This is a genomic window from Acidovorax sp., from assembly GCF_046314175.1.
In the GTDB taxonomy this organism is placed as follows: Bacteria; Pseudomonadota; Gammaproteobacteria; order Burkholderiales; family Burkholderiaceae_C; genus Acidovorax.
In genome coordinates this window covers 54,036-63,125 of record NZ_JBKBXG010000022.1, presented here as the reverse complement: position 1 = coordinate 63,125, position 9,090 = coordinate 54,036, and the positions used below count along the sequence as shown (strand labels likewise).

Genomic DNA, 9,090 nt, shown 5'->3' with positions numbered 1-9,090 from the left:
CCGACCGCGCGCCGCAAGCGGTGTTCGATCTGGGTTTGCCCGTCTTGGGCATCTGCTACGGCATGCAGACCATGGCGCAGCAGCTGGGCGGCAAGGTCGAAACCGGTCACAAGCGCGAATTCGGCTTTGCCGCCGTGCGCGCACGCGGCCACACCGCACTCCTCAAGGACATTGCCGACTTCACCACCCCCGAAGGCCACGGCATGCTCAACGTCTGGATGAGTCACGGCGACAAGGTCACCGAGCTGCCCCCGGGCTTCAAGCTCATGGCCAGCACCGACAGCTGCCCTATTGCCGGCATGGCCGACGAAGACCGCCGCTTCTACGCCGTGCAGTTCCACCCTGAAGTCACACACACCGTGCAGGGCAGGGCGCTGCTCGACCGCTTTGTACTTGGCATCTGCGGCACCTGTCCCGACTGGGTCATGCGCGACCATATTGCCGAAGCGGTGGAGCAGATCCGCCAGCAGGTGGGTGATGAGGAGGTCATCCTTGGCCTGTCGGGCGGTGTCGACTCGTCCGTAGCTGCAGCGTTGATCCACCGCGCCATCGGCGACCAGCTCACCTGCGTGTTCGTGGACCACGGCCTGCTGCGCCTGAACGAAGGCGACATGGTCATGGACATGTTCGTCGGCAAGCTGCAGGCCAAGGTCCTCCGCGTCGACGCGAGCGACTTATTCCTCGGCAAGCTGGCGGGAGTGAGCGAGCCCGAAGCCAAGCGCAAGATCATCGGCGGCCTGTTCGTCGACGTGTTCAAGGCCGAGGCCGCCAAGCTCAAGGCGGCAGGCAATGGCGCCAAGGGTGCCACCTTCCTGGCCCAAGGCACGATCTACCCCGACGTCATCGAGTCGGGCGGTGCCAAGAGCAAAAAAGCCGTCACCATCAAGAGCCATCACAACGTGGGCGGCCTGCCAGAACAGTTGGGCCTCAAGCTTTTGGAGCCACTGCGCGATTTGTTCAAGGACGAAGTGCGCGAACTGGGCGTGGCCCTGGGCCTGCCTCCAGAAATGGTCTACCGCCACCCCTTCCCCGGCCCCGGCCTGGGCGTGCGCATTTTGGGAGAGGTCAAGAAGGAATACGCAGACCTGCTGCGCCGTGCCGATGCGATCTTCATCGAAGAGCTTCGCAACTTTGTGGACGAAGCCACCGGCAAGACCTGGTACGACCTCACCAGCCAGGCCTTCACCGTCTTCCTGCCCGTCAAGAGCGTGGGTGTGATGGGCGATGGCCGCACCTACGACTACGTAGTGGCACTGCGCGCCGTGCAGACCAGCGACTTCATGACCGCCGACTGGGCCGAGCTGCCTTATGCCCTGCTCAAGAAGGTGTCGGGGCGCATCATCAACGAAGTGCGCGGTATCAATCGGGTGACCTACGACGTGAGCAGCAAGCCGCCAGCAACGATTGAGTGGGAATAATTCATAATTGTCCCGCACCATCCAGCGACATCCTTCTATGTGATCAACTCTCTTTTTAAATCAATGAGTTGTAGTCTATAGTCGTGCATTGCCATGCAATGAAAGCCAGTCGTATTTGTCGGTTTAAGTGACGGTAAATGTCGGGTGCCAGTGAAACGCCAATTTTTTTACCGGCAGGTGGTCTGACGGTAAAAAATGGCGGTAAGCAAGGAGCCGGCATGCTGACCGATACCGAACTTAAAAAGCTCAAACCCACCAACAAAGTTTTTAAAGTCTCTGACCGAGACGGGATGTACGTTTCCGTTTCTACAACAGGCACCAAGTCTTTCCGGTACGACTACCGTATCAATGGTCGGCGCGAAACGCTGACCATAGGCCGCTACGACGAGAGTCTTCCGTCCAAGTCCACGAGAGAACTTGATGAGCTTGAATACGGAATCAGTCTGACGCTAGCCGAGGCCAGATTGCTGCTGGCCGATGCCCGCCGCAGCGTGGAGAAGGGCGAGTCTCCATCCCGAGCAAAAGCTGAAAAGCGCACGCAAATTGCCGAATCACTTACCTTTGGCAGTTGGGCTGACCGCTACTTCAAAGACAAGTCAGACCCCAACAACGGCGCAAGACTGGCGGACTCCACGCTGGCTATGCGCCGCTCCATCTACAACCGCGATCTTGTTGGCCCCTTCGGCAAGCTCAAGTTGGAAGAAATAACGTCCGCCGCACTCATGGCTCTGTGCGAAAAGGTCAAGGCACGCGGTGCGCCAGCGCCAGCCATTCAAGTGCGTGAAATCGTCTTGCTGGTGTTCAGGTTCGCGCACGCCAAAGACAAAACCCTTGACCTTCAAAACCCTGCTGAAAGCATTCGCCCCAGCGATATCGCCACTTTCAAGGCGCGAGAACGCGCACTTACCCCAGCAGAAATCAAGCAGTTTTTCCTTGCTCTTGATAAAACGGCGACCGCCGCAACGCTTCGCCTTGCCGTCAAATTTGTCCTGTTAACGATGGTGCGGAAAGGTGAGTTCGTCGGCGGCACATGGTCAGAAGTCGATTTTGAAGCCGCTACATGGACAATTCCGGCAACGCGGATGAAAGCCAAAAAACCTTTGGTGGTCTACTTGAGTCAACAGGCGTTGGACATCCTCGTAACATTCAAAACCTGCTTTGAATCGTCAAAATATCTCCACCCCAGCCGATACGATCTCCAACTGCCGATCAGCGATGCCACTCTCAATCGAGTGATCGATGCTGCCGTCAAAAACATTCGAGCTAGTGGTGCCGATTTCGCCAGTTTCAGTGTGCATGACCTGCGCAGAACAGCATCTTCCTTGTTGAACGAAGCAGGTTTCAATCGGGACTGGGTTGAAAAATGTCTGGCACATGAAGAAAGTGATGTGCGCTCCACTTATAACAAGGCCGAATATGGCGAGCAACGGCGGGTCATGCTCCAGGCGTGGGCTGACATGATTGACGCTTGGTGTCGAGGTGAAAGTGTTCGCGACATCGTGCGCAAAGCGAAGGTCGCTGCGGCAGATACGTTCACAGAACTAACTTGAGAATGCATCGGAGACATCGTGGCACAAATTGAAAAAACGTATATCTTGAAGCACAACCCGGACGGGTTTAAGTTGTTGCTGGACCGTAATGCCACGCAGTCAATTGCAGAAGTTGGTGAGGGCTCGTCGCCGCCCAATCTCTGTTCAATCAAGTTGCCGCGATGGGATCATTGGTATCAGCGAAAGCTAGCCAGACCCTGGCAGGCAACGCTTCTCGGCATGAATATTGAGCCGACCAGTGAAGCCCGCCGTGCACTAGAAGTACATGACCCAGAGCGGTATCGACTCTACGAGGACAGGCTGGATATCACCAAAACCCTGATCGGTTATGAAATTCCTTTTTTGGAAGACCATCTACGGGAAGGTGAGGGTGCGGGCAGAAAATATTTGGAGTTAGCCGAATACTGCGAGTATGCGATCAAAATCGGGTGGGGTGGGTTGGAGCCAATGCGTTCTGGGCTAAAACTCGATGAGGCACCTCCCTCCTTAAATATGAGTCAGCGGAAGGTGAACAACTATCTCACGATGCTCGACACGATTTTCCAGAACTGGGTTGGGGACTATTTCAATGCTAAAGGCGATAGGAGTCCAGCTGCGGTTTTGAAATGGTTCGCAGAAAAAGAGGCTGACTGTCCGATTGAAGAACCGACGCTTCGCGCTTGGCTCAATGAAATGAATGGGCTGGAAAAGAAAAGGAAAAAATAGACCTGTGGGGTGGCTGCGTATGGGCAACGCGGCAACCGCAATTACTCCCAAGACACCGCAATTGCGGTGTTTTTTTTTGCCTACAAGATTTCAAATTCATCCATCGCGATACAGATGGATGCAAGCAGGGACGCCTGACTTCCATCGCAAGTTCAAACCCTTAGATGGAGGCCAAATGGCTCAAATTCTCCAAGAAGCGCTTCTCCGTAAGCGCGAAGTCCTGAAGCTCACAGGACTGTCCAACAGTTCCTTTTATAACTACATCAAAGCAGGAGTGCTGAAGCCTGGTGTGCCGATTGGCCCACGTCTTAAAGGTTGGCCTGCCAGCGAGATTCAGGCTTACATTCAGTCGTGTATTGCCTCCCGTGAAGAAAAAAAGGGGCGCGCAGCATGATCCGTATCCCTACTCGAGTCCCCTTGTCGCTTGAGGCTGAAGAGCAGAGCAAGCTCCAAGACTTCATCACGTGCGTCCGTAAAGCACTTACGTCGCATCACTGTGCCAATAAGCCCCTTAGCTATGCGGGCGTCCTCGATTGCCAACACATTTACGTCACCCCGCAAGATTGGGGAACGCACTTGGATAGCGAACGTGCCTTCGCCGGAATCATGCAATACAGCCTGAAAGCGCTGGAACTTGCTCATGGCATCGGACACGATATCGAGCAGCGCTCGCTCAATGAGTATGGCATTGTCGTATCGGTGCTCCCTGCAACCGAAATTATGGTTTGCGGGACTCCCTGGTATGAGTTCGATGCGGAGGATGACGAGCGCAGCATCGTGATTGCGACGCCTTCCCTGAATCCCAATAAGACGGCGCTGCTCGCCAGTATGACTGGTCTTCGCGGGAAATCGCACCGCTAGCTGCTCAACACCAGTGGCTCACCGCTCACTGGTACTCACCCCCTCATCACACCATTTCGCCAAGCCATACATGGCTTGGCACGGGAGAACTCATGCCTGAAAAAGACCTTAGACGTCGCAGCGGCGATGCGGACATGCCACGCAAGCGCAAGCAAATGGCGATGCTCGATACCGAGCAGCACTCGAAGCATAAAAAGCCCCGCCCGAAACGCTCCGATGTTCCGTCGGAGCACGCAGACAGTGAACTGCCTCATCGCATCACTGCCGTACAGCAAGCGATTAACAATCAGGGTGCAAAACGCGACTTGCTCGTCGTGCATGCACTTGACGAGCAAGGTGCTGCTACGCACTACCTGTTGCCGCAGACCGCACTTTTCCTCGGGCAATTCGCGGAGCTGTCCCGTTTGGTTTTCGCTGCCCAACTCATAGCGTATCAGTCCCCCAAAGGGTTGCGCGAACTCGCTCAATTGCTGTTGCAAGCTGTCGATGGCTGTGCCTACGTTGCTGAGCACGACGGCTACCACTTGCTGACTCTCGAGGGGGCGCGCTACGAGATGCTGATCTGGCGCACCAAAGTGCATGTATTGGGTAACCATGCACCTGTTTCGGTGTTGGTCTCTCCAGACATTCCCGCACTGCCACCTGCATCGTGCTCACTTGAAGACTGGAACCAACAGGTTGGTCGATACGCCGTGGCCAATCCCAAAATGTTGGTGGCATTGTGCGCTGCAATCGCCTCACTGCTCGTTCGGTTGTATGGGCTCCCTCGAATTGTTCTGGCCCTTGTGGGAGGCAGTAGTCAAGGCAAAACCACTGTTCTTCGCTTTATTTTGTCGCTCATTGAGTCAGCGGTGGAAGTGCAGAGCTTCACTGGTACAGAGAACGGCATCAGGGCAGGTCTGCAGCTGATGCAAGATCGCCCCGTGTGTCGTGATGAGATGCGTCAGACCGAAGACTTCAGTGCCCTCGTGCGCATGATCTTCGATCTTGGCAATGGCTCTGCGCGCGAAACTAGCACAGCTCAACAGACAGTCCGCCGCGCGCCCGCTCTGCAATGCAGTCTGTTCGTCTCCAATGAAGACCCGCTGATCGAGCTGCTGGCCAAAAAGCGCGTACACCTCAACGAGGGCATTGCCGCACGTTACTTCGAGCTTCATGCCGATGCGCCGATGGGTATGTTCCATAAAGTACCCGATGGCATGGACGCTAAGGCTTTTGCCGATCATCTCGCCCAGGCCTGCAACACACACCATGGGGCGGTTTGGGATGCACTGGTCAAAGGGGTCGCAAAGAACCACTCCAAGATTGGCCCATGGATCGCAAAGAAGCTGCCAGAGATTGAGCGCGAGCTCTGTGAGGATTTAGACATCCGCGATCCGGTGACGCGCCGCCTTGTCAAAGGAATTGCCGGCTGGGCTTGTGCTGGGTTGCTCGGCATCAAGCTCAAGCTTCTGCCCACCAAGAACGATGCGGTCATTGCGGCGATGAAGATGGCCCTGCGCGCGCACGTCGAGCGCCAGAAGCTGGCAACAACCCCGATTGGTGAGCAGGTCATCCGCACCGTGCGCGACATCATCGACCGGCACAGTGGCAAATTTCCCGCATTCAGCACCATCGCCACGTCCGAGCAAGTGGGTATTTACGGCTATCGCAAGACCACACGCGAAAAGACCTTGTTCTTGTTTTTGCCTACGGTTTTTGAAGAACTGGTGGGTCAAAAGTTCGGGTTGGATGCGACGGTTCGCCACCTGCGCCAAGCGGGGTTCTTGGACACGGACTCTGAAGGTGATCAACGTCAGTTCCGCTTGCCCAACACCGGTGACCTACGTGGCTTGCGCAAGCGCTTCTACGCGGTCAAGGACAGCATTCGCTTCGAGCAAGAAACCACCGACTGATCCATGCCGATTTGTCACGTTGTCACGTCGCTTCCGGTGGACATGGTCGAAGAAAACCGCGCTGGTGATTTATCGCAGCGCTCTCCGTAATACACCACATTCACTGGCAACAGCGTGAAGTTTATGAAAACTGACTCCATCACAGAAACGGTGTTGGCATCGGTTCTACGACTTCGCTGTGATCCGACGTGATGAACGTGAACACGCCGCAAAGGGCCCTTGTTCACCAGTTCATACCCATCGAATTCTGATCATCATGAAGCTCACCAAATTCAAGAAATCCTCGCGCCTCAAAACTGCCCCTGCAGCTGCCACTTCGGCTGTGCGTGCACGCCATCTCAAGCAAACACAGCCCCCAGAAATGCCCAGCGTTACGCTGTGGAACCAGCTGCCGGTGTCTTCCCTGCCAGAGTGCATGTCGAAGCCGCTGTCGCAGCAAGTCATGGTGCCAAAGCCTCTCGTGCCATGGAAGCCGTTCTACTCGTCTCTGATAGATACCGTGCGCATGAAGCTGTCGATCACTCACCCATCTCTGGAAGAGTTGACGGCCGATAATCCTCACGTCCGTCGCAATGGTTTGATGTACTTGGTGACTTCGCCCTTGACGGGTGCTGTGGCTCGCGTGATCAGCCGGGACAACGGTAAGACGCTGCTGTTGGAGTGCAGTCCCGTAAAGTGGCTCACCGGCCAGAACGTGGTTGGCGTACACAGTGTCCATCCCGCGTGCGCTGCGGTCGTCAAAGAGGTGTGCCGCCTCCTGCACCTGCGGCCAAAGCCCATCGAGCGCGCGCTCGTTGATGCTGGTAGCTTCACGCTCACCCGCGTTGACTGCGCTGTGCATATTGACTGCGGCGCCCGCGAGCGTGCCAAAGCCCTCATGGCGGCCTTGCGTCACCTGCTGGTGGGTGCAGTGCGCGATCTCAGCTTCTACGGCACACAGACGCTCTACATCAGCCAGTCTTCCAAACGTCGCAGCTTGAAAATCTATCTCAAGGGAGAGGAACTCGACGCGAACCCAATGCCTGACTGCGTTTACCACCGCGATGGTTTGGTCGAAAAGGCTTCCAGCTTGGTACGTCTTGAACTGGTACTCCGGCGTGACGAACTGATCCGTCTTGGCCTTGATGAGCCGCATGACTGGAAGTCCGACACCATTGAGCAGCAGATGAAGCCGTGGACTGACCTGCTGGTGCGCGCCGAAGGCTGTGTTCCTGACGTGCGCAACATTGAGGCACTGACCCCGGCCCTGCAGCACAAATTGCGCGCCTGGCTGCTCGGCGATACCGTTGCGTTCGTGCGTGGTGTGTCCACGGAGACGGGGCGGGCCAGTCGGAAAACCGTCCTGCGCGTCACCGGCATTGACGTGAACAGCCATCTTCAGCCTGATGTGCAACGTAGCCTGCTGGTGTCCGTGCGCGAACTTTTTGAGCGTGGCCTGGGGTACTGCGACCACCGGCACAAGTGGAATGCGCTGGTCGCATTTGCGATTGACCGCAACTAAACCTCTGCATAGCCAAGTTGCACCAGCAAATCGACCACAAGAGCACCGCTTTGCCTGCAGTGGCTCAATGGAGAGCGGCTGTGTGGCGAGCGCGATGTTACAAGTGCTTGTTACGCGCGAGCCCGATGAAATAAAAGCTTTCATCTCAGCACAGCCATTTATCACTTGATTACTCCTTCGGTTTACCACAGGTCCCAACATGATCTCGCCGCCGAGTCGTTCGGACCAATTCGTCCAAGGCACGAGGTTGCCTGGGAGCTGGGGACGGGATTCGGACATGTTGATGCAGACGTGAATGGCCTCCTTCCATAAGCAGCAGATGACGTCCGGGAACGCGTAGTGGCGCGGCGGCGAAACGGGAGGCAACATGGGCCAGGGAGTTCATTGCACGCCTACTGCCTAAGCGGGCCAAAGCTGGTGCCTAGAAAATATTGACAGACATAAAAAGACGATGGAAACTAGATAAAACCAGTAACGTGCAAACACAAACGTTGTTTCTGCATTGTTTTGCGGATTTGCCGCGCGTCAGCGCTACTGGGTCGAGTGGCCTTGCTACCAACAGGAGCATGAATGGACGCGAATCTCATTGGTAGGCTCGAAACTCTGGTGGCGAGCCACGAACACTTAGCGCGGCGTGCGCGCGAGGAACTGGATCAACTAAAGGCTTTGCCCGCACCGGACGAATTCGACGTGATGCGCGCGCAGGCGTTCATCCATGCGCACGTCGGCATGAACGACCTTGCAGCAAAGCAGCTCAACGCACTGACTAGTGAGACACGCGGGCTACAGCCAGAGATCCTCAATAAGCTCGCGCAGGTCAAGCTGCGCCGCTCACAGCCGGGTGATGCGCGCGAGGCGCATGTGGCGGCGAAAAAGGTTCTTGAGATCAACACCGCAGACAACGGCGACTTGTGGCTCGCGCACCAAAACATCGCGTTGGCGCACCTAGCAGAAGGAAACGTGGCCGACGCCGAGGCGCACGCGGTGCAAGCGCTCCACTTCGTGGACGACCAGCGAACCCACGAGCTGATGTCTGCCATCCGCGCAAGCCAGAGCGACGCTGTTCCTTACATGTCGTCCATGGAGCGGATGAAGTTTTGATGTATCCCTATCGCCCGCGCGTTTCCGCGACCTCTGATCTAGGAGCCCTGGGCGTACGG

General features: G+C 56.4%; 8 protein-coding genes. All 8 read left to right on the top strand.

Features of this window, described 5'->3' with window-relative positions:
• Positions 1–1,418, top strand: a 1,418-nt coding sequence (guaA, locus tag ACK4OE_RS08575) for a glutamine-hydrolyzing GMP synthase (RefSeq protein ID WP_409884320.1), incomplete at its 5' end; no start/stop codon positions are given.
• A gap of 218 nt (positions 1,419–1,636) precedes the next feature.
• Entirely contained in the window at positions 1,637–2,968 is a 1,332-nt protein-coding gene (locus tag ACK4OE_RS08570) for a tyrosine-type recombinase/integrase (RefSeq protein WP_409884319.1), read from the top strand.
• A gap of 18 nt (positions 2,969–2,986) precedes the next feature.
• The gene (locus tag ACK4OE_RS08565; RefSeq protein WP_409884317.1) at positions 2,987–3,673 is read left to right on the top strand and encodes a hypothetical protein; all 687 of its coding nucleotides are present in this window, start codon (positions 2,987–2,989) and stop codon (positions 3,671–3,673) included.
• Positions 3,674–3,848: 175 nt separating this feature from the next.
• Positions 3,849–4,067: a helix-turn-helix transcriptional regulator gene (locus ACK4OE_RS08560; protein ID WP_409884315.1), complete on the top strand. Its 219-nt coding sequence runs from the start codon at positions 3,849–3,851 to the stop codon at positions 4,065–4,067.
• Complete coding sequence (locus ACK4OE_RS08555; protein WP_409884314.1) at positions 4,064–4,534, top strand: hypothetical protein; 471 nt, start codon at positions 4,064–4,066, stop codon at positions 4,532–4,534. Before ACK4OE_RS08560 ends, ACK4OE_RS08555 begins: the two co-directional genes overlap by 4 nt.
• 92 nt (positions 4,535–4,626) lie before the next feature.
• Positions 4,627–6,429, top strand: a complete 1,803-nt coding sequence (locus ACK4OE_RS08550) for a DUF927 domain-containing protein (RefSeq protein ID WP_409884313.1) — start codon at positions 4,627–4,629, stop codon at positions 6,427–6,429.
• A 256-nt stretch (positions 6,430–6,685) separates the two neighbouring features.
• Positions 6,686–7,930, top strand: coding sequence for a phage/plasmid replication protein, II/X family (locus ACK4OE_RS08545; RefSeq protein ID WP_409884312.1), 1,245 nt, complete (start codon positions 6,686–6,688; stop codon positions 7,928–7,930).
• Between the two features lie 570 nt (positions 7,931–8,500).
• Positions 8,501–9,031: a hypothetical protein gene (locus ACK4OE_RS08540; protein WP_409884311.1), complete on the top strand. Its 531-nt coding sequence runs from the start codon at positions 8,501–8,503 to the stop codon at positions 9,029–9,031.
• The last annotated feature ends 59 nt before the right edge of the window (positions 9,032–9,090 follow it).